The organism is Halomonas sp. 113, from assembly GCF_904067645.1.
Lineage (GTDB): Bacteria > Pseudomonadota > Gammaproteobacteria > Pseudomonadales > Halomonadaceae > Vreelandella > Vreelandella titanicae.
This window is the reverse complement of the sequence record NZ_LR881453.1, coordinates 1088447-1112976: the sequence shown is the minus strand read 5'-3', so window position 1 is coordinate 1112976 and position 24530 is coordinate 1088447. Positions and strand designations below refer to the sequence as shown.

Sequence of the window (24530 nt, the reverse complement as noted above, 5' to 3'; positions counted from 1 at the left end):
TTCGGTCACGGTAAGGTGATAGTGAAAAGCTTGGCGAGAATGAACCAGGCCAGACTAGGTGCGACGATGGCATTGACCACCACGATGGTAAGGGCCTTTTTCGTCCAGTCATGCAAATAGAGCAGTGACATAAGGAATACGAAAGCTATCGAAACCATCAGAAAGCCATAGCCGGTGTAGGGGAATAGGTCACCCACCACTGCCATTAAATAAAAATACGCCGCGATCAAGACGAGAGTGCCGAAGAAACGGAAATTATCCCTAGCCTCACCCACAATGGGCAGTGTGCGCTCTCCTCGTTTCACTGATGCCATGAAGGGAGCTACCTTTGTCATTAAAATCAAGACAAAGAGTCCCGCCATGATCCAGTGAATAATCCTCGGGAAAAACAGGTGGGAGGTCTCGAAATCGATGGAGACACTAAGCAGACTTGAAAGACCTGATTCCATAACAGCTCCGGGCATTAGCAGCAGATACCCTGCTTACTATTGTTCTTTCTATAGCGGTTCTATAGCGGCTCACGCATAGGTGAGACACCCGCCACCCACGCAGCGAGTGCCATACCCTTTACTTGATGTTGCTGATGATTTCTTCGTAGCGAGCCATTTTATCGGCGAGATACTCAGAGGCTTCATCAGAAGGCTTGAAGTTGGGGATAAAGAAGGCGTTCTTCTGAGTCTCCTGTATTTCACCTTCCGCATAGATATCCGCTAGCGCCTCATCGATTTGCTCAACAATCGCCGGATCCATGTCTTTGTTGTAGAGGAAGAAGAACTCTTTATCGAATGTGAAACTCTCGTCATCTCCCATTGTGACGTGCACGTTTGGCTCTACATACTCCAACAGTTGCTCACGAGACGTTTGGCCAAGCCCCTCTTCCGGAGCCTGTTCAATGGTATCTTGCCGGGCCGTCAACCAGACAAAACGCATCGCTTTCTGGTCGTCTTCAGGTAACCGCGTGTACTGCTCGTTAGCCTGCACGGTGCCATTAATTACATCGGCTTGGCCGTCAAAAAGCTGCTGGTTTTTGTCAGATTGAGAACCGGTATTGACAGCGACCAAGTTATCTTCCTGCCCAGGATGCTCAATGGAGATAGCGTTTTTCAGAGCACTGAAACCAATCTCTGACACGCCACCCGGCTGGATCGCGACCCGAACGGTTTCGCCATTGCCTACTGCAGCAATGATGTCGTCAAGGGTTTGGTAAGGTGAATCTTTAGGCACCAGGTAGGCATTGCCTGGGTTGATTGCAAGCGTCGGCCCGACGGTATATTTCTCAAAAATATCGTCGTAGCCCTCAACCCCATACAAATGGCCAAGATAGGACTGATCGTGGAAGATCATCAGCGTATTGCCGCGAGAGTCCCGATCGAGTGTGCGAAAAGCAGAGCTTGCACCAACGGCATCCACCTTCATGTTGAGATCCAGCCTTTCAGCTAGCTGATCCACCACAATAGTAGAGTTTTGATACGTATCCCCGCCGGTGGACGTTGAACCGATAACCACACGGATATTGCCGCGCAGCGGGCCATCCTGCGCCATGGCTACGCCAGCGCTGACGCTCAATGCTGCCATCAGCGCTGCGGAACCGACACTTGTCATTAATCTATTGGAAATGCTCATACTTTCACCTCTTTCGCTCGTTATTAAATTGTTATAGCTCAGTGGTTTAATGGCTTAGTGAGTTGGCGCTTTATTACTATTTAACGCGATCGATCAACTTTTTAAGCTCCTGACACTCCGCCTGGGTTGGCATTGTCAGCGGCGCACGAACACTGCCGGCGGGACGGCCAACAATGTCTGCGCCTGCTTTGATCAGGCTAACGGCATAGCCCGCTTTTCGATCCCTGAGGTCTACGAAAGGAATAAAAAAGTCGTTAGCAATCTGTTTCACAACGTCTTTATTACCTTTACGCAACTCCTTGTAGAACTTCACTGCCATCTCCGGCACGAAGTTGAAAACAGCCGATGAGTAGGTATTTACGCCAATGGAGACATAGGCCTCGGCAAAAATTTCAGCCGTGGGTACGCCGCCGATATACACCAAACGGTCACCCACGGTTTTGACGATTTTGTTGAGCGCCTGAATATCGCCTTTGCCATCTTTTAGCCCCACCAAGTTAGGGCAGTGGTCGGCAAGCTGCTGAACAGAATGAGCATTCAAGATGCCATTACCGCGGTTGTAATAAATCACGTTGACTGACGTGGCATCACAAATCTGGCGGGCATACTCCACCAAGCCATCCTGCGGGCACTCGGTAAGGTATGGCGGCATCAGTAGAATGCCGTCAGCGCCCGATTCTTCGGCCGCTTTTGCAAAGGCCTTGCCGGTTTCAACGCTTAAGCCCGCGCTGGCAATGACGGGCAAGCGACCGTCGATTACTTCGACAGCGACGCGAACAATCTCGCGATACTCATCAAGTGACAGGTTAAAAAACTCCCCCGTGCCACCCGCGACGAAGACCGCCGAGATCTCGTGGCTGATGAACCACTCAAGCCGCTTGCGGTAGCTCGCCTCATCGAAACGACCTTGACTATCGAAATCGGTAATCGGGAACGATAGCAGACCATCGCCGATGGCTTTTGTTACTTCTTGTCTTGAAAACGTCACTTTGCGCCCTCTTTAAAATGTGTTGACCACTGAATGAGCAGACATCATTTGCTAGCCAACAACCTTATGTCATACATCATACAACCTAGAAGATAAGTATCCTGCTAGCAGGGTGCAAGCAGAACTATTGAAATTTAAACCAAAGTAGCAGCCATACCCTGTAAACCTGTTGAGGATTAAAACGCCTTTAACTAATCATCCGCCAGCTCGCAAACAGAGCGCCATAGCATGTCATCGACAACAATCGGCCTCTCTCCATATCGCTGATTAGCGGTCGACTCGCCCGGCCAGCGCACTGTGCGCCCCGGCTCGGCAGGCGTGGTTGCGGCCAGATGAGACTGAATGCCTTCAACAATGCTATCGCAAGCTTCGCGACCACCAAGCTGTTCAGGGTCAAAGACCATAAACACCTGGCTGCAACCGCCGCCACTGCCACGCTGAACCTTATCAATAGCATGGCTAGGACGCCCTTGAGCGAGCAGTGCTGCTAACGCATCCAGTAGAATCGACAACCCAGAGCCTTTCCAGTACCCGGCCGGCAGCAAGCGACGCGTCGCAGCGATCGCCGCAGGATCACGGCTCAACGCTCCACGCTCATCAAAACCGCCGTCAACGGGCAAATGTTCGCCCTTCAGCTGAGTCGTCTGCAGCTTCCCATAGGAGAACTGAGACATCGCCATATCGAGCACCAGAGGCCCGGTGTTATGCGGTACGGCCATCACCAACGGGTTATTGCCAATCGATTGGGAAGCACCACCCCAGGCAGGCATGCACGACTCGGTATTGGTCCACATAATCGTAGCGAACCCCTGCCCAACCGCATGCCAGCCATAGCTTCCGCCCCGCATCCAGTGGGTTGTATCGCGTAACGCCACCAGCCCCATACCATGTTCACGCGCCAACGCCATGGCACGCTCTGTGGCATGAAGTGCATTGACCACACCTATTCCAAAACCTCCATCAAGCACCTCAATCGCGCCCAATCGCTGGACAAGGCTTGGCTTAGCGTCGATATCGACCCAGCCTTTCCCGACGTACTCAATGAAGCGTGGAACCCGCCCGATACCATGCGAATGTACGCCGTCGCGGGTACTTTCAGCATGGATTTGCGCGCAGGTCTCAGCATCAGCGGGCTTTAGCCCCGCCTTCAATAGTGATTTCTCAATCGTACTGCGCAACGTCTCAAAATCGATGTTAGCCATCACTTACCCCCCACCATTAAAAAAGCCCACTCCGCGAGTGGGCTTCAACACCCCAGCCGCCTCGCATAGCGGCCATGGACTTCAAGCAGCGTCAGACGCCGCGTCTTGTTGACGAGTACGGTAGTTCTGCCACAGTGTCAGCACCAGCAACCCTAAGGCGATGACTAAAAAGGTAACGCTGATGGGCCGGGTGAAAAACGGTGTCCAATCACCCCCGAAGGTCTGCAGCCCCCGCCTCAGGTTAGATTCCGCTATAGGCCCCAGAATTAAACCCAGTATTACTGGAGCGGTTCCAAAGCCATATCGGTTGAGAAAATAGCCGAGCAATCCAAAAGCCAGCATTATGTAGAGGTTAAACACATCCCCATCAACTCCGTAAACACCGATAAAACAGAAAACAATGATAGCCGATATCAACTGTTTTCTTGGCACTAGCAGTACACGAACAAACAGCTTGATACCTAAACACATGATGATAAGCATGAAGAAGTTAGCGACTAAGTACGCTAAAAATATGCCGTAAATGATGCCGCTCTGGCTTTCAAATAGCATCGGTCCCGGCGTAACGCCTTGAATCATTAAACCACCCAATAGAACAGCAGTCGCGGCCTCGCCGGGGATGCCCAGCGCAAGCGTAGGAATTAACGCCCCACCTAATAAAGCATTGTTCGCGCTCTCAACGGAGACAATACCTGCACCATGCCCCTTACCAAACTTTTCAGGTGTTTTAGAAAAACGACGTGCTTGGTCATAGGCCACCAGTGAGGCGATACTGCCCCCAGCGCCAGGCACTGGGCCCACGACAGAACCAGACACTATACCGACGAGAAGGGCGCGCCAATTGCGCAGCGTTTCAATAAAGCGCGGGCGTGCAATATCGACCTTATGGGGGCTATTCTGAAGTTTATTGGAGGGGTCATATTCGAAGGCATCTTTCAGCACTTGTGACACAGCGAATAATCCAATCAGCGCCGGTAAAAGGTTAATCCCGGTCAATAAAGAAAGCTGTCCAAACGTAAAACGGTCGACCCCCGCAATAGGATCTGTACCGATGGTAGAGCAAAAGAAACCTATCAGGCCTGCAATCAAACCTTTAAGAAGGGACTTGCCCGCAACAGAAGCAATAATGACTAGCCCGAAAATACTCAGCGAAAAATACTCCGCAGCACCGAATCGCAATGCAAACTCAGCGATGGGTGGTGCGAGAAGACTTAACACCACCATACTTGCTACACCGCCAAAGAAAGAGGCAACAATTGCCAGCCCCAGGGCTCTCCCCGCTTCCCCCTTTTGAGCCATTGGGAAGCCATCGAACGTCGTCGCGACCGAGGATGGCGTCCCTGGAATATTCAACAATATGGCGGGTATCGAGCCACTGGCACCAGCACCACACAGGGTACCCAGCAGCATACCAATACCCATCACAGGCGGCATTCCAAAGGTTACCGGCAATAATAGGGCTATCGCCATGGCCGATGTTAAGCCAGGCAATACCCCCATGATAATACCTAGGAAAGTCCCACCGGCAATCGCCAATAATGTACCCAACTGGAAGACCAGCCCCAAACCATCAATATAACCCGTTAGCATCTCACTTCTCCTTCTTCAATCCGGCAGTGGGATATTGAATAGTTCGGTAAATACATAATAGATAACCAATGATAAAGCGAACGCAAAAACTGTATACGCTGCTAGGTTTCGAAGTTTTCGACTATTGCTTAATTTTTGAAATTCACCGCTAGTTATGACAAGGCAAACGACATTTAAAAAGCAAAATATCGCTGTGCTTGCGATATACCCCAGCCGCTCGAAAGAGTTGATATAAACAATAATCAAAGCCACGATGGTCAGCCATTGCAAAATGCCTTTCTTCGGAGCAGTGGCATTAAGGGCTGTTACGCCTTCCCGCACTCGCCTTGCAGCAAGCCATTCGTAAGAATCACGTATTAAGCAGGGCACAGCACACACAAAAATCAAGCCAGAAATCAACTTTGGAAAAGAAGCGGGGGAAAGCCCCCCCGCCATGCTGACTGCTGGCAGCGTAGTGGCCATATAAAACCCAATTGCCGATGCCACCACAAGAAACAGATCAAAGATCGGTTTACCTATATCCTTTGCCATCAGTCACTAACTCCTTATTGTATTTAGCAGCTAAGTCGCCAGCACTGTCTTTCATCACTTCAGCAGATTCAGCGATAAACGCCTCTAACTCATCTCCATACAGCGGTACAATATCCAAGCCCAGATTCGAGGCAGTCTCTTCGAAGGATCCTTCGTCTACAATTTCTTTAATGGCGTTGACCCACGCTTCCTTAGCCTCTTCCGGTAGGCCATCAGGGCCCGCGATGCCGCGCCATACTGTCAGAGACAGGTTGTAGCCTTCCTCTTGGAAAGTGGGGACATCGGGCAGCGACTCGCTACGCTCTGCGTAGGACATACCCAAGGCTTTCAGACGACCGGACTCTAGCGCCGAGCGAAGTTCCGCCCCACCTAGCACCACGGCATCCACGTGCCCGCCCATAGCAGCGGAGATAGTCTCAGAACCACCGGGATAGGGAATGAAGTTAAAATCGACTTCAGCGGTATCAGCAAAGGCCACCGCCGCGATGTGAGCTGATGACCCTACCCCCGAAACCCCAACTTGCACCGAGGTGCCTTCCTTCGCAGCCTCGACCATAGCGTCCAAGTCGGCGTATTCACTGTCTTCACCAACAGCGATGACGTAGGGTTCTTCAAGAATCTTGGCGACAAAATCAAAATCTTCGTAGGTAAAGTCAACATTACCCAACGCCTCCAAGGTCAGCAGTGCATTGCTGGCGGCAGCTAAGGTATAGCCATCTGAATCTGATGCCTGAGCACGTGTCAGCCCCACGGCTCCGCCGCCGCCCGAGATATTGCGAATGACCAAGTTGGTATCGAGTTTTTCTTCCAGAAGCGGCTGTAGTGCGCGGACGAAGGTGTCGTTGCCGCCACCGGCTGAGAAGGGCACGATCATATCGATGTTTTGCTCAGGATATTCAGCAAATGCACCAGCACTGGCCATCATTGCTGTTGCCACAGATAAGCTTAGCGCTAACTTTTTCATTGTAATGTCCTTCTTTGTCATGTTTAGAGTATTCACTCAGCGCACTAACGCTGGCTTTTTCGGATCAAACTTCCAATCATCTATCAAATATTGCATTGCCATCGCATCATCCCGAGCACCAGCAGGCAGTGAACGATAGAGCTTATTAGCCTCCTCTATGGCCTTCATATCGATGTCGACCCCAAGCCCCGGCGCATCGGTTACGGCCACTTTGCCACCCACAATCTCCGGCGGATTGCGAGTCAGGCGAGCATCGCCCTCCTGCCATATCCAGTGGGTATCAAGCGCGGTTGTGCGCCCCACGGCGGCGGCCCCCACCTGGGCGAACATGGCAAGCGAAATATCGAAATGGTTGTTGGAGTGCGAGCCCCAGGTCATACCATGATCCTGGCAGAGCTGGGAGACACGTACAGCACCGGAAAGTGTCCAGAAGTGCGGGTCGGCTAATGGAATATCGACTGAGCGCAGCATCAACGCGTGGGCCATTTCCCGCCAGTTGGTGGCTACCATGTTGGTGGCGACAGGCAATCCGGTGGCATGGCGAAACTCAGCTAAAATCTCGCGACCGGAGAAGCCTTGTTCCGCCCCGCATGGATCCTCTGCGTAGGCAATCACACCGTGGAGATCCTTGCACAGCCGGATCGCCTCTTCTAGCGACCAAGCACCGTTAGGGTCAATGGTCGTGCGCGCATCCGGAAACGCATTGTGCAGCGCCGTGACGGCCGCTATTTCTTGCTCACCAGCCAGAGCCCCGCCCTTTAACTTAAAGTCTTTAAAGCCGTATCGATCATGCGCCGCCTGAGCTAGCTCAACAATGTGCTGAGGGGTCATGGCCGCCTCGTCGCGCAAACGGTACCAGTCGTGATCCAAGCCCCCGGTGCCACGTCGAAAATCCAACGGCGTAGCGTGCCCATCACCGATAAAGAATAAGTACCCCAGCACGTCAACGCTGTCACGCTGCTTGCCGTTGCCTAGGAGCTCTGCCACCGGCACTCCCAGAAACTTCCCCATCAAATCAAGTAACGCCGCTTCAAGCGCGGCAACTGCATTGATGCGTAGCTCAAATGTCCAGGATCCTTTACCGAAATCTTCAAAATCGGCACTCCGTCCGGCATTGTGCAACGACGCAATCATGGAGCGCATTTTTCCGATCGACTGACCGACCACCATCTCTCGCGACTGCTCAAGAGACGTTTGAATCGTCTCGCCACCGGGGGCTTCGCCCACCCCTACATTACCGTGACTATCCTTGAGGATAACCAGGTTGCGGGTAAAATACGGCGAGTGCGCTCCACCGATATTGAGTAACATGCTATCGCGCCCTGCCACGGGAATGACCTGCATATCGGTTATCGTGGGAGTGTCGTGACTCGACATAAAACAATTCTCCATATAGGCGGTGTTAGCGCGCAGATCAGCATCCCGCTCATTGCCGCATTAAAATAACGAAGGCGGACAAACGCAGCCCTTGTTGGTCAATCAAAGACTTTTAAACTCAAACCCACTCTTCGCTGCTTGGCATAGGCGATCTAATTATCCGGATCAATATGTCATACATCATACAAACAAGAAGATAAGTAGCATGACTTTCAGACGCAAGCAGCAGTAGTGAAAATTAAACCAAAGTAGCACTTGCTGGCATGACTGCCAGCAAGTGATTAACAACCTAAAAAAGACATTAAATAACTGATTTTATTTATTTTTATACTTCAACCACCCAGCCTGGCTTAAACACCGCTGGAGTAAACTCATCAGGGTATCCACCAGGGTTGGCAATGATACGCGTGCCGTTACGCAGAATATCCACGGGTTCGTGAACATGTCCGTGCACCCATACATCCATATTGCCCATTAAATGAGGCAAATTGGAGGCAAACGCGGGGGATAACGCGTCGCCCAGATATTGGCCTGGGATACAGTCGTGTAGCGGGGCATGATGGCTAACCACCACCTTAGGGCCATCAAACGGCTGGGACAGCTCTTTTTCGAGCCAAGCAAGCGCTTCAGCATGCACCTGCTGGCTTGCCTGAGGTGTGAATGTCTCCCCTGGCGAGGTTTGAACGATTTTAAAGTCGGGCATGTAGCGCAACGCCTTAGACTCAGTATCGGCGGGGTTTTGCGTTGGGTCACCGGCGTACAACGCAAAGTCAGTCCATAGCGTTGTACCGTAAAAGCGTACGCCATTGAAAGTGACGGCACGATTATCCAGAAGCTCAATGTCGAGCCGCTCGGCTTCGAGCGCCAGCTCATCACGCAGCAGCGGCATGCAGGTACCGTAGAACTCATGGTTGCCTGGTACATAGATAATCGGCGTGTCTGGAAACTGGTGGCGCGACCAGGCAAGGCCTTCGCACTTACGGTGAATATCCCCCGCCAGAACCACTACATCTGCCTCCGCCTCAGGCAGCTCGCGGTTCCCGTCAAAAAACTCCAGGTGCAGGTCAGACAAAATACGCAGACGCATAGGGCTCCTCGCAACAAATACCTATTTAAACGATCTTACCCGGCCTAGGACACGTTGTCGCAGGGCATCGGTGTCACGTCAAGGCATGCTGCATTGCAGCAAAAATAGGCTATAATAACGATGTAGTCCCAATAGGAGGACCGCACAATGACTTTTTTAATAACCCCCCCTGCACGCGATAATGAAGTTCTAGAGTTCTGGAGCTTGAATGCTCAATGGCATCGTGCCGCAGTTGAAGCGCTGAAAGCCTATTTAGGCTAATTCAGGTGCTTTTGCGCCCTTTAGACCAAAAGCTAATCACCGAAGCCGGAATATTTTCCGGCTTTTTTATGACTATGAAAATCTTTTCCATTCAAAGACCTAATATCGTCATTTCAGCATTTGTAAGCCATGGCTTACGAAAAATGGCAAAACACCTACATCGTTAGGACTAGCCCTTCGCAAAAAAAGCTCTTAGTATCCGACCACAGCTAAATTGCTGCTATGCACAACACAGGCTGTGTACAACATAAGCTTTCTACAACTTGAAGGCTTTACAACATAAGTTTTACAACAAGGTCTCATCGCATTCCCTGTCCCCTGAAAGAGGAGTGAACGCCATGCAACACTTAGTCACCCCAACACAAGCGTTGGAAGTAGATGTTATGGAAGTATGGGCACAGCGTGCCCGCCAACAACGTGCGGCACTTGACGCTATTAAAGCTTACCTGCGCTAAGTCCCCAAACGTCATATTGGTTCAACGCCGCTCAACGCCTCGTTTCAGCGAGGCGTTTTTTTACCTAGTTAAATGGACAAGCATCACTATCAGGTCTAAATATACGACCTCCAGGCTATAACTATGCTTTACGCAGCCATGCATTACCCTGCAACATAGTCTCTTGACACAAGACGCCTGTATAAGATAACGCTCTTCTGCTTACCCGCACCCCTTACCAGATGAACCGCTTTAATGCTCGCTACCATTAGGCTTAATTATATTTGTCACCTCTTTAAAAAAACAAATAGTATTGCAATACCTAGTGGATTAATGATAACCACCTCGACGCTTCAGTATACATAGTCCCCCCAAATCATTTACTTCACGGCTGGGTATGGAGTTATATAAAGAAATAGTCTAATATTAATTCGGCTGATAAAGGCGCAATACTCAACGTGCAGACTCTTCTTGTTATGCACGCACATTGACGAAGGAACGGACGATGCAAACACCTTTTTTGGTTCGTAAAACATCTTATGCTTTAGGTTTAGTGGCGACACTCGCCCTTAGCGGCTGTCAATCAGGCGCTGATCTCGGAGGCTTAATGTCTGCGGGCTCCAGCTTAGCCGGCGCTGCCACGATGTCAGATCAGCAAATGCAACAACTAGGCGATCAAACCATCGCCCAGCTTGACTCCCAGAACCACCTTGTTGCAGACGATAGCCAGTATGCAAAACGCTTGGCCGAGTTAACCCAAGGCTGGGAAACAGTCGACGGCCATACGCTTGACTATAACGTTTATCGAATAGAAGAAATGAATGCTTTTGCGGTACCCAACGGATCCATTCGACTGCATAGCGGGCTGATGGATGAGATGACCGACGATGAAGTGCGTTACGTTATCGCCCACGAGATCGGCCACGTCTCGTTAGGACACTCCAAGCGTGCTTTCCAGGTTGCCTATGCTGCTTCCGCTGCACGTGAAGCAGCTGCGGCCAGCGGCAGCACTACCGCCGCCGCACTATCAAGCTCTGAGCTTGGTGACCTGGGCGAAAAACTGATCAATGCTCAGTTCTCTCAAAGCCAAGAGAGTGCAGCTGATGACTATGCCATTGAGCTAATGCAGCGCCACGACATGAATGCAGAGGCTTCAGTTGCAGCTCTACGCAAAATGGAAGCCAAATACGGCAACAACAGCAGCGTCTTCTCCAGCCACCCAGCAGCGGGTGATCGTGCAGAGCGCCTAGAAGCTTCGTTCCAGTAAAGCTCAGGCACTGGTACTCCTGCCAAGTTAGTCTTGATAATGAATGGCAGGAGTATTGGTTGCTTAGGTTTACCGATTTTTCTTACCCCCACTAAGCCCACTCGCCACCCTCTTCTTGCTGTTCGGACAGTTGCGTCAGGTAAGTGCCCTGCAAGATATACATTCGCTTTACATCGCGGTATTTGCCATTGATAAAGAACTCCTGCACCAAGTGGCCCTCTTCTATAAAGCCACTCTCCTCGTAAAGATGAATCGCTTTGACATTATCCACCGCCACAATGAGATATACCTTGTGCAGGTTTAGAATGGTGAACGAGTAATGCAGCGCTTGGCGAATTAACGTGCGCGCAAACCCTTTGCCCTGATGCTCCGGGGTAATAATGATTTGAAACTCGCCGCTGCGATGGATGTAGTCGATCTCGATCAGTTCTACCAGACCGATGGCATTTCCATGGCTATCTTCAGCGACAAAGCGCCGTTCGGCGTTGTCATGGATATGCTTGTTATACAGCTCCTCCAGCTCATCAAATGACTCGTAAGGCTCTTCAAACCAGTACGACATAATGCTCTGGTTATTATTTAGCTCATGAACAAAGCGCAGGTCGTTGCGCTCCAGTGCACGCAAATAAAGTGTATGGCCCATTGCCCGCTTTCCTTATGAATATCCGTTAAGAATACTCGTTTTAAACTTGCCCGCCACTCGGTTCTTGCCTTTAGGTTAGGCCATTTTGGCCAGGCGTCTAAATGAAAACAGCTCCACCAAAGGGTGTTCTCTACCCTCTATAAGCGCGCGCAGCAGTTTGGCGCCTATCATGCTATAGCTGATGCCGTTGCCGCCGTAGGCCATGGCAAAATGAACGCGTGGGCCTAGGGCGTCATGCGGGCCGAAAAAAGGCAGGCCGTCGTCGGTTTCAGCAAAGGTGCCACCCCAAGAGAATGTTGGGTTGATATCGAGCTTAGGCCATAGCGTTGCTATTTTAGCTGTTAGCCCTTCGGCCTTCTCTTCTACCCGCGCATCGCGGCGCTTGGGAATATCTTCATCGTCGTCGTCTCCCCCTACGAGAAGTCGTCCATCGCAGGTAGTGCGCATATACAGGTAGGGGCGCGATGATTCCCACATCATGGTGTGGCGCAGTTTGACCAATGCCTCTGGCGGTAGTGGGTCGGTAATCAGCGCATAGCTACTGCGATTGACGGCCACCTTTTCTGGCAGCCAGTCTTGAGACTCATACCCTGCGGCCATCACTACGTACTGGCAACGCAGCTTGGCGCCATTGGCCAGAGTGAGCGTGACGCCTTGATCATCCGGCGTCATCGTCTCCATCTGTGTGCGGTCATATACTTCTCCCCCACGCGCGACCACTCTGGAAAACAGCTGATATGCCATGCGATAAGGATCAATAGTGGCGGCTAGCTGAGTAAGAATAGCGCCGGGTGCCTCAAAGCCGTACTCCGCCAAAATAGCCTTGCGCTCAAGCCACTCGGCTTCAAAACCGTGTTTTTGGCGCAGCGCCAATTCCTCCTGAAGCGATGCGACATCCTCTTCGCTACTGGCATAGTAAAGGCTTTGCTGACGCTCAAAGTCCACATCGCCCAGCCCTGCCGCCAGGGACTCAAGCTCGCCAATGGCCTCTGCACAGGCGCGGTAAGCACGCACTGCATCGGCTTCGCCATAGCGCTCGGCTAGCTCTGTCATATGGGTGTCAATTTCGTACTGCAGCAAAGCAGTACTGGCGGCTGAACTGCCCCACCCAACATCCCGGCGTTCAAGCACCACCACATGGTGGCCACTGCGGCTTAGCTCATCAGCAATCAACGCCCCCGTAATACCGCCACCAATCACAACAACCTCGCATTGGTGATCGCGAGTCAATTGAGGAAAGGTTTTCAACAGGCCATTTTTGACTGCCCAAAAGGGATAACCACTTTTCAGATCCATCTGTTTGCCTTTGCTTGAGAGACTTGCAGTATGCTGTTAACCATAGATGGTTCCCCAGAACTTGCTTGAGAAAACGCTTCCGAGTGATTGCTCCACACAATAAAGGAGATGCGCATGATTGATTTACGCAGTGATACGGTGACCCGTCCGACCTCTGCCATGAAAGACGCCATGATGGCCGCCCCGGTTGGCGATGATGTGTGGGGCGATGACCCAACGGTCAACGCGTTTCAAGCAAATCTGGCCGAACAGGCAGGTAAAGAAGCGGCACTGCTGTTTCCTAGTGGGACTCAAAGCAACCTAGTGGCACTAATGTCCCACTGCGAGCGCGGCGATGAGTACATTGTTGGGCAGTCCGCGCACGCCTATCGTTGGGAAGGCGGTGGCGCCGCGGTGCTGGGCAGTATCCAGCCCCAGCCCATTGAAAACGCCGCTGACGGTAGCCTGCCACTGGAAAAAATCAGTGCCGCGATTAAAGCCGACGATTTTCACTTTGCGCGTACTAAGCTGCTGGCATTAGAAAACACCATTGGCGGCAAAGTGCTGCCCGCAGAGTACGTATTAAAAGCCACTGAGCTTGCTCGCGAGCGCGGCCTGGCAACGCATTTAGACGGGGCGCGCTTATTCAATGCCGCTGTCGCAACCGACACCTCGCTCAAGCAGCTGTGCCTGCCGTTCGATAGCGTGTCGCTGTGCTTCTCAAAAGGCCTGGGTACGCCAATAGGGTCGGCGCTGGTGGGCTCACAAGCATTGATCGACCGCGCTCGGCGCTGGCGTAAAGTGGTGGGTGGTGGCATGCGCCAATCAGGTATTATCGCCGCCGCCTGCCAGTATGCGTTAGATCACCACGTGGCAGACTTAGCCGACGATCACCGCCGTGCAGAGCGCCTTGCAGCGGGCTTAGCAAAGCTGCCAGGAGTCGAGATCAGCGCTCAGACAACCAATATGGTATTCGCGCATTTTCCCGACGAGCATGTAAAGCCACTCTCCGCCTGGCTAAAAGAGCACGGCATTTTGATTGAGCTGCTTTACGCCACGCGTTTCGTTACCCATCGTGATCTTAATGACGCAGATATCGACAAAGTCATCGCGGTGATGGAGGCCTATTTTAGTCGCCATTAAAAACGAGTCGTCATTAACCAATAAATGGCTTAGCTAAGCGATGTCGCCCCTAGAGCAAGATGCACGGCGATACCCGCCATCATCAAGCCAATCAGGCCATCGATAATGCGCCATGCGATGGGTTTTGAAAGCCAAGGCGAAAGCGCAGCGCCGCCCCAGGCCAGAAGGCTGAACCAAAGGATGGACGCAGTAGATGCCCCCGCCACAAACACACCGGCGCTCTCCTGCTGGGCGCCAATGGCGGGTATTAGCAGCAGCGTATCCAGATATACCTGGGGGTTAAGCACGGTGACGGCAAGAGTGGCGAAAATCACTTTGGTTAAGCTGCGCGCTTTGCCCGCTTCGGCACTTAACCCTTGCCGCCCGCTAAAGGCTCTAAACAGCGCCTGAGCCGCCAGCCAGCTTAAAAACACTACGCCCACCCAGCGCATTGCCTCCAATGCGTTGGGCATCGTCAGCAGAAAAGCACTCACCCCAAACATGCCCGCCGTGAGCAGGATAATATCCGCGCTGATGCACAACCCTGCCGACCACCAGTGGTACTCACGACGAATAGCCAGCCCTAGGATATAGGCGTTTTGCGCCCCAATCGCCATGATAATCCCGCCGCACACCACTAGCCCGGTGATATAACTTTCCCACATTGCCCTGCCCCCATTGCCGGAATTAGCGTCGCGTTAATTAATCTGGCAATAAAGTAACCGGGAATGCTGATTGCTAAAAATCATCCTGCTAATGGGGTATTAGTTTTTCTTATACTCACCCTCTTACACACAGCCTATCTATTTTGATTCCAAGGCTATGGTTTGTTGGAACGTTTGAACTGAAGCGCACGCTCAACACCACGAATTTCCGCCATGCCGCGCAAACGCCCGATTGCCGGGTAGCCAGGTTTAAAGTCGCTGCGCAAATCACTCAACATCGCATGACCATGGTCTGGACGGAAGGGAAGTTGTTCGCCCCTTTTTGCTTCAATGTCCAGAATGATATCGATTAGGCGAACCATATCGGTATCACCCTCTAAATGGGCATCTTCGTGGAAACTGGCCCCATCTGCTTCCAAGGTAGTATTTCGTAAGTGCAAAAAGTGCACTCTATCCGCCTGTTCTTGCAATATTGCAGGCACATCGTTATCAGCTCGTACGCCCAGTGATCCAGAGCAGAGCGTGAAACCATTTACCGGCGAATCGACCATATTCGCAATATCTCTTAAGTCCTGGGCGGTTGAGACCACTCTCGGCAGCCCGAACAGAGAATACGGTGGATCGTCTGGATGAATCGCTAATCGAACGCCTGTATGCGCTATCTTTGGAATGACTCTTGAGAGAAACGAAGCGAGGTTTTCTCTCAAAACCTCGGCGGTAATGTCTTTGTAGGCAGCGAGCCGCTCGCTGAAGCTATCGAGACTGTAGCTTTCTTCAGCGCCTGGTAGGCCAGCAATAATAGTATTCGTTAATTCCTCAACCTGATCTGCGTTCATTTCAGATAGGCGAGCCCGGGCTGATTCCTGCGTTTTCTCGTCATAATCTGACGCTGCGCCGGGGCGCTGCAATATAAGCAAATCAAAAACGACGACGCTAAGCGCGTCATACCTTAAGCATAAGGCCCCATCAGGTAACTCATGGCGCAAGGACGTCCGGGTCCAATCAAGAACCGGCATAAAGTTGTAACAGATGGTTTTTATGCCAGCCTCGGCAAGGTTAATGGTACTTTCTGCCCAGGCATCGGCCAGTGTTTCCCAACCATGGGCGTGAGTCTTTATATCCTCATGAATTGGAATGCTTTCTGCCACTGTCCACTCAAGCCCAGCAGCTTCGATAATAGCTTTACGCTCCATGATTTCACTCAAGGGCCACACACAACCGTTCGGTAAGTGATGCAGAGCCGTCACAACACCAGTCGAGCCAGCTTGTCGTACATCCGACAAGCTGATTGGATCGTCCGGCCCAAACCAGCGCCATGTATGTTTCATCAACCTTCTCCCCCGTATTATTAGTGTTAAATAATGCTCTTATTAAATCGTGCTCTTGTTAAACAGATAACCGTCAAAATTCGGGTCTTCCACGTCGGAAAGCTCCATTAGGGTGTCTCGGACGTTATCTAAATGAACCCACATCGCCTTACGCGCCCCTTCGGCATCTTTTAGCTGCAGTGCAGAGAGAATATCCTGATGATCCTTTAGCCATTTTTCTCGGTAGTTGGTATCAAATATCCGCTCATGCAGTCTGGCCCACATCAAGCTCTGGTCTCTTTTGGCCCACAGTTCAGAAACCATATCGACCAGTACACTGTTTTGCGTGGCCTCTGCTATCAGGCGATGGAATAGTTCATCACTGGAGTAGTCGTTATTCTTTTCTTCAATGCCCTTGCGCTCCATATCAAGCGCTTCCCGCATGCGTACAATATCGTTTTTGGTGACTGACACCGCGGCAAAGCCGGCGATGCTGCTTTCCAAAAGCTGCCTTGCCTGTAACAGTTCAAACGGTCCTATATCATCCACAACAGGCTGTGCTACCGAGCGACTGTCGGAAAGCAAATAGATGCCAGACCCTTTTCTCACTTCAACCAGCTCTTCAATTTCAAGCATGAGTATGGCTTCGCGTGCGGCAGACCTGCCCACGTTCAAAGCCTCTGAAATCTGACGCTCAGTCATAATACGATCGCCGACTTTATACCCTTTCTGCTGAATCAAAATCTTTAAGTCGCGAGCCAGCTCTTGGTAACGCCGTAAACCTTTATGCATTAGATTTCATTTCCATTTTTAATCTTTTATAGAGTGGTAAAAAGAAGCTAGAACATTAAATGCTTCTTTTTTTGTAGATTTATCAGCAGCAATTAACCCTTTTCGATTAAATCCTCTCTGGAAGATATTTTGTCTTCGCTCAACTCTAAAATCGTATAAAATCCAAGGAGAAATGCCTTTGATATACGCTAATTTTTGCAGCGTATCGATCTGCCGCCGATAAACATCCGCCATATACTTTTCGCTGAACAGGCCTTCAGATGGGCCTTGAGACGAGTTATCGCCATCCGCCCCTGTTTCAGAAATGACGACGGGGCGATCAGGATCGGAATTTTTTCCGATGGCGTACAGGTCGTCGAAGTTTTCATCGTACCAACCGTAGTACTCATTAATGCCTATAACGTCTAAATGGTCGACTAACCGATCCTCAATTTTCAATTTTGCATGATTAATTAGGCACGCTGCGGCGACTAAGCGCGTGGGGTCATATAGGCGTGCAGTTTCAGCCAGGTCACGCATAAAAGAGAGACGACTATCCGTATCTGGATTCTCGTTGCCAATCGACCAAATAATGACGCTAGCTCTATTGCGATCACGCTTTATTAACTCAATGAGTTGGTTTTTAGCGTCTTTAAGCGTGTTGTGATTATCAAAGTCAATGGCCCAGTAAACGGGAATTTCTTGCCACAGTAAAAAGCCCATCTCATCGGCTAGTTCAGCTGCGCGTTCATGATGGGGGTAGTGCGCGAGGCGAAGAAAATTGCACCCAAGCTCTTTCGCATGAGCGAGCCGTCTGCGAATGTCTTCGTCGGACGTCACTTTCCCTAGGATGTCGTCGTCTTCATGGACAGAAATGCCGCGTAGCCAGATAGGCTCGCCGTTTAGGAGAATATCTACCCCTTGGCGAACGATGGAGCGGAATCCGACATTGTCAGTGATACGGTCTTCACCAGCCGTCAGCACCACTTTATATAGGCGTGGGTTTTCAGGCGACCATCGCTCTGGCTCTGCTGCTATTCGGCAAGTACCTTTGCCATGTTCAATGTTAATCTTTTGAGCAATTCCTAATTCAGGTATCTCAAGGTGAGCATGGTGAATGCTGGGGCCATCAACAGCGCTATCAACAGCTCTATCAACAACTACATCAACCTCTATCGCCCTTCCATCCTGAGAAAGGCGAATGAACATATCGCGAATGAATTCTCTGGGTAAGCTAAAGAGCTCGACCTCGCGGTAAACGCCACCGTAATTAAACCAGTCTGTATTGCGCATCGGGACGCGATCCAGCGTACGGGTATTATTGACACACAGCATCAGCCAATTGGTTTCTTCGGCAAGGTCATCCGTCAACTCAACGTAGAAGGGCGTCGAGCCGCCATAGTGATTGCCTAGGAATTTTCCGTTAAGAAATACTTTACAGTCGTACTGAGCCGCACCGACCCTAAGGATGTAGCGTTGGTCTGATTCCGCGTCACTCTCTCGCTTTTTAAAAAGCTCTGGGGGCAGCTTTTTGGTGTACCAAGCACTGCCCTCAAAGAAGTACCATTTTTCCTTTAACATGGCCCAGTTTGAGGGCACCGGGATGGACTCACCCATAAATGGGTCGTAGTCCCAGGGTTCAATGCGATCAACAGGGTTGGCCGGCTGCATTTCATACCATTTTTGACGCAGACCTGTATCAAGCAAATCCACGCAAAAATTCCAACTGCCGTTAAGCGACGTTGACGTGCGACCTTTCGTGAACACCATGGTGGAGTGATTCAGATTTTGCAGATTCAACGGCACGTCATACTCTTCGTCATGTAACGACGTTAGGGCATTCTCAGCCAAGGATGATCGCTCTAGCATCTCCCACCTCCCCTGCAGCGGTTTTAGTTAGCCTCTGACTTGATTCGGCTGATTAGATCGGCCAATTCAGCAGATTGGTTGGCCACTTCATCGTGCATAGGCATGACCGCTTCAATAAAGGGCGCTTTATCTACTTCATTAATCTCAACCCCCATCTCAGTCTCTGCGGTTTCCAATGCTGCCATTGCCGCTTTATTCCAGGAATCGGAATGGAATGCCTGAGCCTCTGATGCCGCCTGTCTCATCGCCGCTTGCTGATCCTCCGACATACGATCCCAGGCGCAGCTGGAGATGACGACCGCGGATGGGATGATGGTATGTTCATCAAGCGAAAAATGGCTTGCTACCTCGCCATGACGCGCGTTCGTCAGGGCCGTTGGGTTATTTTCTGCCATCTCGACCACCCCTTGCTGCAGCGCACTGTAAAGCTCGCCCCAATCAATAGGTGTCGGATTACCTCCCAACAGCTCAACCATTCTTACCGCTGATGGGCTTGGTTGTACTCTTATATTCAGACCCTCTAGGTCTGCTGGCGATTGAATGGCCCGGTCACCATAAAAGGAGCGAGCCCCCTCGGTTAAAAAGGCAACCCCTATGAATCCTTTATCACGTGACGCGTTAAGAATATCTTGGCCAATATCTCCGTTAATGACCCGTTCAAAATGCTCTTCGCTTTCAAAAATGAAAGGTAAATTCATGGCGCTGTACATTGGCTCGAATGCTTCCAGTTCGGCCGTATTGCTGCGCGCCATATCCAATGTACAGTTTTGTACCAACTCCATGGATTCACGCTGCGAGCCAAGCTGTGCGTTGGCATAAATGCGGATATCCAGTTCACCATCGGTGAGCTCTGAAAGACGTTCACTCATGTACTGCATGCTGACATGAGTAGGATGGTCTTCAGGATTATTGTGGTTCAGCCGCAGTGTCTGGGCTTGAGCTGAGGCCGCTGACATGAACAGCGCCGCACTGATTAGAGCCGTGTGTCGCAAGGCTTTTGTTGTCATCAGCTGTTTCTCCTGCTTGTTATGCTTGTTGTTGTGATTGTTGTCGTGAAAGCCGACTGTCATTGAGGCACTCACTTTCTAAGTTACAGATGCAAGATGGCTTACCGACTATATCATGTCAACCAATAAAACAAATTGGTTGACATCTTTTAGAGTAGAAGCGACTCTCTGCACAATGACTAGGGAGTAAGAAGCTAGTCACCAATACACAAAAATAAAACCAGAGGTCTTACGTATGAAACGCACAATGGACTATGTGCTTGGCACGTCTGTGTTTTTAATACTGTTGATCATCGTCGTCAGTGTGACGTGGCAAGTATTATCCCGGTACGTACTAGGCACCCCAAGCACAGCGACAAGTGAAATCGCTCGCTTGTTGTTCATGTGGTTAGCGCTACTTGGAGGTGCTTACACCTTTGGCCAAGCTCGACATCTCGCCATTGATATATTGCCTCTTGCCTTAAACGGCCGCTCACGTCAGTTACTTAATACACTCATACTGTTAATCGTGGCTGGCTTTGCCTTCTTTGTAATGGTTTGGGGTGGTTGGCAAATGGTCTCCCGAACGCTGGCATCGGGCCAAATCACCCCCACGTTGAGACTCCCCATGGGCTATGTATATGGTCCCATTCCAGCTTCCGGGCTAATCATCATTTTTTACTGTTTTATCTTTTTAGGGCGGGTTTGGCTTAACCCTAAGTCGGAGGGCGGCTTCACTATCGATCCGCAACAAGCACCTGCTCCACAAGAGAGAGATTAATATGAATATAACCGTCCTGGTGCTTTTTGGGTCGTTCGCGCTTTTAATGGTCTTAGGCATACCCATTGCGTTCGCGATTGGCGTATCTGCGACACTCACCTTCCTGCTATTCATGAGCGTCGACCAATCCCTCAGCATTGTTGCCCAGCAAATAGCGTCGGGGCTTGATAGCTTTACGTTAATAGCCATCCCCTTCTTCATTTTGGCTGGCAACATTATGAATCGAGGCGGCATCGCACTTCGCCTTATCGATTTAGCGAAAGTGCTTGCCGGAAGGCTTCCTGGCTCGCTTGCCCACGTCAATATCATTTCCAATATGCTGTTCGGCGCTTTATCCGGCTCAGCCGTTGCGTCAGCGGCGGCCGTTGGGGGCGTAATGGCTCCTATCCAGAAGCGGGAGGGTTATGATCCTGCTTTTTCGACAGCCGTTAACGTCACCTCTTGTCCTACGGGCCTGTTGATTCCTCCCAGCACAACACTCATTGTTTACTCGCTGATTACTGGCGGCACGTCGATAGCCGCGCTTTTTTTGGCGGGTTATATCCCCGGTATCATCATGGGCTTATCCCTGATGGTGGTGGCAGGGATCATATCTAAAAGAAAGGGCTACCCCGTCGCGGAGAAACCCTCCCTTGCTGAAGTTAAATCAGCAGTACGCCGGGCGATATTACCTTTAGGCCTTATTGTAGTGGTGATTGGCGGTATTATTAGTGGCGTATTTACGGCGACCGAAGCCTCAGCGATCGCAGTTGCTTATTCACTGTTCCTGTCTTTATGTTGGTACAGAGAAATAGGGGTAACGGATCTTCCCAAGATCTTTATCGACTCGGTCGTCACAACGTCTATCGTATTATTTTTAATCGGCTGCTCCATTGCCATGTCCCGCGCCATGGCGTTCGGCGACATACCTTTAACGATCTCTTCTTTTATGATCGGTATATCTGATAATCCGATCATCATTCTACTGTGCATTACCGCCGTACTGCTGGTGATTGGTACTTTTATGGATATGACACCAGCACTGCTTATCTTCACCCCTATCCTTATGCCAGTGATGCAGGATATCGGTATAGACCCGGTTCACTTCGGCATCATCATGACGATCAATCTCTGCGTCGGTATCTGTACCCCGCCAGTGGGCTCAGCACTGTTTGTCGGCTGCTCCATCAGTGGCGTGAGTATTGGTCAAGTGATGAAACCCATCCTGCCATTTTATTTAGTCTTGATAGCCATTGTTCTACTGGTGACCTTCGTTCCACAAATCAGCTTATTTTTGCCCCAGCTTATTTTAGGTTATTAACGAGTTGGTTCCAGGTGATGACCACCGTTAAATCCTGAATTCAGGAATCAAAGGATAAACAATGAAAACCTTAAAAAACTGGCGCCTGGAGCACCACGACGACACGACAGTGCAACTGAGAGTGCACGATAGACATTTAATCTGCATCAACATTCTCGACAACAAATTGTTCCGAGTGCGACTGCTAAAAGATGGTGCATGGCGCCTTAACCGCTCATGGACGGTAAACCCGGATGGCAACACCTTACCAAAGGGCCGCTCACGTGATTCGGTGACGGGGTTCAGTTGTCCCCAGTACAAGCTTGGGTGGTCGGATGGGCAGTTGCAGATCGAGACAGATGCCTTACGGCTCATCGTCTCTCAGCCACTGCATTTTAGGTGGGAGGCCTTCGTGGATGAGGGCTGGAAGTATTTAACTGAAGACAGACCCACCGGCGCTTATATGCTGGGCGTTAAGAACCATGCCCACGCCCACTATTTACGCCGACACCCCAATGAGCGGGTTTATGGCTTGGGCGAAAAAGCCGGGCTGTTGGAGCGGACAGGGCGGCGTTTCGAAATGCGCAGTTTAGACGCTATGGGGTATGACGCAGAGCGCACCGACCCGCTGTATAAACACCTGCCGTTCACCCTTACCCAAACCGCGTCCACCGGTAGTTTTAGTATCTTCTACGACACTTTGAACACCTGTGTATTGAACATAGGGCAGGAGCTTGATAACTACCACGCCCCTTATCGCTCCTTTACGGCCGATGATGGCGACCTGGATTACTATTTCCGCTGGTCTCTACAGCTTCTAGACCTGGTGAAGAACCAGTTGGCCTTAACCGGGGGGATGGCATTTCCACCGCGCTGGTCGCTGGGCTATTCCGGGTCGACCATGGCCTATACCGATGCACCCGACGCTCAGGATCAGCTCATCGGCTTTTTGCGAAAGCTGGAGAACGAGGCCATCCCCTGCGACAGCTTTCATCTTTCTTCGGGTTACACCTCCATTGAAGATAAGCGTTATGTATTTCATTGGAATAACGACAAGGTGCCCAATCCAACCACATTGACGAAAGCCTTTAATGATTCCGGGGTGCGATTGATCGCCAACATCAAGCCCTGCTTGTTAAGGAACCACCCGCGCTACGCAGAAGTGGCAAACAATAAATTATTTATCCAAGACAGTGAATCTGACACGCCGGAGCTTTCAAGCTTCTGGGACGATGAAGGCTCTCATCTCGACTTCACCAACCCCGATACGCTCAGTTGGTGGAAAGAGAACGTCACTCAACAACTGCTGAACCTCGGCATCACTTCCACCTGGAATGATAACAACGAATTTGAAGTGTGGGATCATGGCGCTCGCTGCGTTGGTTTTGGTGAAGAGATCGAAGTGGGGCTGATACGGCCCTTGCATTCGCTGTTGATGGTTCATGCCTCTTGGGAAGCACAGTCTCAACACGCGCCTCAACATCGGCCCTATGTGGTGACCCGATCAGGCTGTGCTGGCCTACAACAGTTTGCCCAAACCTGGACGGGAGACAACAAAACCAGTTGGGAGAGCCTGCGTTGGAATATCCGCATGGGGCTGGGCCTGTCGCTTTCGGGAATCTACAACATTGGGCACGACGTAGGCGGGTTTGCGGGCCCCCAACCTGGGCCAGAGCTTTTACTCCGTTGGGTTCAGAACGGCATTTTTCACCCCCGGTTCTCCATTCACAGTTGGAACAACGATGGCTCTGTGACCGAGCCTTGGACGCACCCCAGCGTTACCGAAGGCATCCGTGCCGCTATCCAATTCCGTTACCGCTTGTTGCCATATTTTTATACCTGCCTTTGGCAGGCGGTCAACAACCATGAACCCATGCTACGGCCCACTTTTCTCGATCACGAGAATGACGCACAGACCTATGCAGACACCGACGATTTCCTTGTAGGTCGAGACCTACTCGTAGCGTCTGTAGTTGAGCAAGGCGCAGATAAGCGGCGCATCTATCTGCCCGACAACCATGCAGGATGGTGGGACTACTGGACAGGCCAACTGCATGCCCCTGGAACGTGGTTCGAGAAGCCGGTTTCATTGGCGGATATGCCGCTGTTTGTTAAGGCTGGATCAATATTGCCGCTTGCTAATGAAGCCATAAAAGCAACGCCGGAGGCGCAAGTTGGCCGAATGTTGGCACTGTTTCCACAGCCTGGATCGTTTTCCTGCACCTCACTGATTTACGATGATGACGGCGAGTCTAAAGATGGCCCGCACTGCATCACCACTCTGTTGCTTACCGGCGATGAGCATAGTTTGGAACTGCAAATCAGCCATGCTGGGGATATGCCTTTTCCTTTTTCACAACTCAATATAGTGCTACCAACAGGTGAAAATCGCCCCTTGAACTACGGTGGTCGCGTCATAGAGCATGGCGGGCTAATCACCGTGGGAGAAGCGTCGTGAGCAGCGATAACACATTACTTTGGCGCTTTTGCACGAGCCGCTATCGCTGA

The 24530-nt window shown here is 51.0% G+C and carries 21 protein-coding genes; 5 read left to right on the top strand and 16 right to left on the bottom strand.

Features of this window, described 5'->3' with window-relative positions; genetic code table 11:
- Nucleotides 1–5: 5 nt before the first annotated feature.
- The 9 genes from YERSI8AC_RS05295 to YERSI8AC_RS05255 all read right to left on the bottom strand — a co-directional run bounded on the left by YERSI8AC_RS05295 (nucleotide 6) and on the right by YERSI8AC_RS05255 (nucleotide 9362).
- Nucleotides 6–449, bottom strand: a complete 444-nt coding sequence (locus YERSI8AC_RS05295) for a hypothetical protein (RefSeq protein ID WP_041157756.1) — start codon at nucleotides 447–449, stop codon at nucleotides 6–8.
- A gap of 118 nt (nucleotides 450–567) precedes the next feature.
- A complete protein-coding gene (locus YERSI8AC_RS05290; protein ID WP_159176257.1) occupies nucleotides 568–1623 on the bottom strand; it encodes an ABC transporter substrate-binding protein in 1056 nt (351 codons plus the stop codon).
- Between the two features lie 76 nt (nucleotides 1624–1699).
- On the bottom strand, nucleotides 1700–2611 hold the full coding sequence (kdgD, locus tag YERSI8AC_RS05285) for a 5-dehydro-4-deoxyglucarate dehydratase (RefSeq protein ID WP_159176256.1): 912 nt from the start codon (nucleotides 2609–2611) through the stop codon (nucleotides 1700–1702).
- A 191-nt stretch (nucleotides 2612–2802) separates the two neighbouring features.
- A complete protein-coding gene (gene yiaK, locus YERSI8AC_RS05280) occupies nucleotides 2803–3813 on the bottom strand; it encodes a 3-dehydro-L-gulonate 2-dehydrogenase (protein ID WP_159176255.1) in 1011 nt (336 codons plus the stop codon).
- An 81-nt stretch (nucleotides 3814–3894) separates the two neighbouring features.
- Nucleotides 3895–5403 carry a tripartite tricarboxylate transporter permease gene (locus YERSI8AC_RS05275; RefSeq protein ID WP_159176254.1) on the bottom strand — a complete coding sequence of 503 codons (1509 nt, stop codon included), beginning with the start codon at nucleotides 5401–5403 and terminating at the stop codon, nucleotides 3895–3897.
- A gap of 15 nt (nucleotides 5404–5418) precedes the next feature.
- The gene (locus YERSI8AC_RS05270) at nucleotides 5419–5934 is read right to left on the bottom strand and encodes a tripartite tricarboxylate transporter TctB family protein (protein WP_159176253.1); all 516 of its coding nucleotides are present in this window, start codon (nucleotides 5932–5934) and stop codon (nucleotides 5419–5421) included.
- A complete protein-coding gene (locus tag YERSI8AC_RS05265; RefSeq protein WP_159176252.1) occupies nucleotides 5915–6898 on the bottom strand; it encodes a Bug family tripartite tricarboxylate transporter substrate binding protein in 984 nt (327 codons plus the stop codon). The genes YERSI8AC_RS05270 and YERSI8AC_RS05265 overlap by 20 nt, the downstream gene beginning before the upstream one ends.
- Before the next feature lie 36 nt (nucleotides 6899–6934).
- Nucleotides 6935–8275, bottom strand: a complete 1341-nt coding sequence (locus YERSI8AC_RS05260; protein WP_022521785.1) for an enolase C-terminal domain-like protein — start codon at nucleotides 8273–8275, stop codon at nucleotides 6935–6937.
- Between the two features lie 325 nt (nucleotides 8276–8600).
- Nucleotides 8601–9362, bottom strand: coding sequence for a metallophosphoesterase (locus tag YERSI8AC_RS05255; RefSeq protein ID WP_009287137.1), 762 nt, complete (start codon nucleotides 9360–9362; stop codon nucleotides 8601–8603).
- Between the two features lie 1200 nt (nucleotides 9363–10562).
- On the opposite strand from YERSI8AC_RS05255, the gene YERSI8AC_RS05250 reads away from it, so the two are divergent.
- The gene (locus tag YERSI8AC_RS05250; RefSeq protein WP_022521788.1) at nucleotides 10563–11324 is read left to right on the top strand and encodes a M48 family metalloprotease; all 762 of its coding nucleotides are present in this window, start codon (nucleotides 10563–10565) and stop codon (nucleotides 11322–11324) included.
- Between the two features lie 91 nt (nucleotides 11325–11415).
- On the opposite strand, the gene speG is transcribed toward YERSI8AC_RS05250, so the two are convergent.
- Nucleotides 11416–11967, bottom strand: a complete 552-nt coding sequence (gene speG / locus YERSI8AC_RS05245; RefSeq protein WP_009287135.1) for a spermidine N1-acetyltransferase — start codon at nucleotides 11965–11967, stop codon at nucleotides 11416–11418.
- Between the two features lie 75 nt (nucleotides 11968–12042).
- Complete coding sequence (locus tag YERSI8AC_RS05240) at nucleotides 12043–13263, bottom strand: NAD(P)/FAD-dependent oxidoreductase (protein ID WP_159176251.1); 1221 nt, start codon at nucleotides 13261–13263, stop codon at nucleotides 12043–12045.
- 114 nt (nucleotides 13264–13377) lie between these two features.
- Here YERSI8AC_RS05240 and ltaE point away from each other — a divergent pair, with 114 nt between their 5' ends.
- Nucleotides 13378–14385: a low-specificity L-threonine aldolase gene (gene ltaE, locus YERSI8AC_RS05235; protein ID WP_039859237.1), complete on the top strand. Its 1008-nt coding sequence runs from the start codon at nucleotides 13378–13380 to the stop codon at nucleotides 14383–14385.
- A gap of 29 nt (nucleotides 14386–14414) precedes the next feature.
- Here ltaE and YERSI8AC_RS05230 read toward each other — a convergent pair whose 3' ends face one another.
- From YERSI8AC_RS05230 to YERSI8AC_RS05210, 5 genes are all read right to left on the bottom strand, one after another.
- Nucleotides 14415–15029, bottom strand: coding sequence for a LysE/ArgO family amino acid transporter (locus tag YERSI8AC_RS05230; RefSeq protein ID WP_009287132.1), 615 nt, complete (start codon nucleotides 15027–15029; stop codon nucleotides 14415–14417).
- A gap of 155 nt (nucleotides 15030–15184) precedes the next feature.
- Nucleotides 15185–16357: a mannonate dehydratase gene (gene uxuA, locus YERSI8AC_RS05225; RefSeq protein ID WP_039859236.1), complete on the bottom strand. Its 1173-nt coding sequence runs from the start codon at nucleotides 16355–16357 to the stop codon at nucleotides 15185–15187.
- Nucleotides 16358–16399: 42 nt separating this feature from the next.
- Nucleotides 16400–17128: an FCD domain-containing protein gene (locus YERSI8AC_RS05220; protein ID WP_027959959.1), complete on the bottom strand. Its 729-nt coding sequence runs from the start codon at nucleotides 17126–17128 to the stop codon at nucleotides 16400–16402.
- 18 nt (nucleotides 17129–17146) lie between these two features.
- The gene (locus YERSI8AC_RS05215) at nucleotides 17147–18976 is read right to left on the bottom strand and encodes a glycoside hydrolase family 2 protein (RefSeq protein WP_009287130.1); all 1830 of its coding nucleotides are present in this window, start codon (nucleotides 18974–18976) and stop codon (nucleotides 17147–17149) included.
- 23 nt (nucleotides 18977–18999) lie between these two features.
- Complete coding sequence (locus YERSI8AC_RS05210) at nucleotides 19000–20046, bottom strand: TRAP transporter substrate-binding protein (RefSeq protein ID WP_201304189.1); 1047 nt, start codon at nucleotides 20044–20046, stop codon at nucleotides 19000–19002.
- A 172-nt stretch (nucleotides 20047–20218) separates the two neighbouring features.
- On the opposite strand from YERSI8AC_RS05210, the gene YERSI8AC_RS05205 reads away from it, so the two are divergent.
- From YERSI8AC_RS05205 to YERSI8AC_RS05195, 3 genes are all read left to right on the top strand, one after another.
- Nucleotides 20219–20743, top strand: a complete 525-nt coding sequence (locus YERSI8AC_RS05205) for a TRAP transporter small permease (protein WP_009287128.1) — start codon at nucleotides 20219–20221, stop codon at nucleotides 20741–20743.
- A 1-nt stretch (nucleotide 20744) separates the two neighbouring features.
- Nucleotides 20745–22043, top strand: a complete 1299-nt coding sequence (locus tag YERSI8AC_RS05200; RefSeq protein WP_009287127.1) for a TRAP transporter large permease — start codon at nucleotides 20745–20747, stop codon at nucleotides 22041–22043.
- Nucleotides 22044–22104: 61 nt separating this feature from the next.
- Nucleotides 22105–24480, top strand: coding sequence for a glycoside hydrolase family 31 protein (locus YERSI8AC_RS05195; RefSeq protein ID WP_159176250.1), 2376 nt, complete (start codon nucleotides 22105–22107; stop codon nucleotides 24478–24480).
- Nucleotides 24481–24530: the final 50 nt, after the last annotated feature.